The organism is Lyngbya sp. CCAP 1446/10, from assembly GCF_026130175.1.
Classification (GTDB): Bacteria; Cyanobacteriota; Cyanobacteriia; order Cyanobacteriales; family Microcoleaceae; genus Microcoleus.
Genome location: NZ_JAIGNI010000133.1, coordinates 1 through 1,398, shown reverse-complemented (window position 1 = coordinate 1,398; position 1,398 = coordinate 1). Strand labels below are relative to the sequence as shown.

Annotated in this window: 1 protein-coding gene; it reads right to left on the bottom strand. The window is 45.1% G+C overall.

All coding sequences use genetic code 11. The annotated features are described in order from the left end of the window. Positions 1-115: 115 nt before the first annotated feature. A complete protein-coding gene (locus tag K4039_RS26615; RefSeq protein WP_265239506.1) occupies positions 116-1,240 on the bottom strand; it encodes a thioesterase domain-containing protein in 1,125 nt (374 codons plus the stop codon). Between the last annotated feature and the right edge of the window lie 158 nt (positions 1,241-1,398).

The following is a 1,398-nucleotide window of genomic DNA, read 5'->3' as shown; positions in this document are numbered from 1 at the left end:
GAAAAGTAGCTAATGGATTTAAAGAAACAATGAAAATTATTTTTGATGAATATCTACCAAAATGGAATTATCGTGCAGTGCCGACTATTTAACCAACGCTAAAGTTATTAAATTTTCATTCCTTAGGAAACCGCCCAGCAATACCGCCAATTTGCACATTTTCCGCAGCAGCCACCAAGCGAAAATAATCGACTACAAAAGGCCAGATCGAGCGCGAAACAGTAGTCAGAATAAACTTGCAACCGTCCCAAAAAGAAGGTTTGTTAGCAGCAACCGGCGCTAAAGTATCCAGCACAGCCAGCAAAGCCACTTCATCCCCCGCTGCGAGCAACTGTTGAGCCATCTCAAAAGCCACCAAACCCCCAAAAGACCATCCTCCTAAAAAATAAGGCCCTTGTGGTTGAACTGTACGCAAGGCTGCGATGTAGTCAGCCGCCATGTCTTCAATGCGAGTTAGTGGAGAACTTTCGCCGTCAATTCCTTTGGGTTGCAGTCCGTAAAACGGTTGATTTTCTCCTAGGTTAAACGCTAACTCGCAATAAGGAAATATGACACCAAATATGGGATGAACGCAGAAAAAAGGTGGTTTTTCGCCGCGAGGTTTAATGGCCACTAAAGGCGACCATTCCCCAGAATTTGTTCCTGAATCTAGCGAATCTGCTAAACCTTCTATTGTCGGATTTAAGAACAAAGACGATAGTGGCAACTCGCGCTCAAATTGCTGGTTAATCTTCTTAATCAGGCGAATTGTCAGCAGGGAATCTCCACCCAAATCGAAGAAGTTGTCGCGAATGCCCACAGGCTCGGTGTTGAGGATTTCCGACCAAATTTTGGCGAGGGTTGATTCGGTTGGCGTGCGAGGTGCAATGCAGCTTTTATCTGTTGAATTGCTAGTGAGATTATCCGGTGCTCTGAGGCGCAGGCGATCGATTTTGCCGTTGGGAGTTAGGGGCATAAATACGATCGCCACAAAGGCATGGGGAATCATGTATTCGGGCAGCTTTTCTCTGAGAAAATTCCGCAATTCCAAGGGATTGAGCGCCCGATCGCGATCGGGGACGATATAGGCAACTAGGCGCTTGTTTCCCGACAAATCATCTTCAGCAACCGCCACTGCTTCTTTGACTGCTGGATGCTCCAACAGCAGCGCTTCAATCTCTCCTAATTCTATGCGATAGCCGCGAATTTTTACCTGTGCGTCGGTGCGGCCTAAAAACTCAATATTACAGGGCGAACGCATCTAAATTTTATGTTAGCAGAACCTGGTATATTGCAATACGGTTTACTTAAGGCAGGACAAGAGGTAAACTAGGTATCGTGTACAAAAAAGAGAACCAGTACAGTGAATTACAGAGAATTATTATTAGAATCTCCCAAGCTCAAAAATATCGAGATATT

Excerpts from the sequence above, each read along its gene's own strand:
- K4039_RS26615 (WP_265239506.1), bottom strand. The coding sequence starts at position 1,240 with ATGCGTTCGCCCTGTAATATTGAGTTTTTAGGCCGCACCGACGCACAG.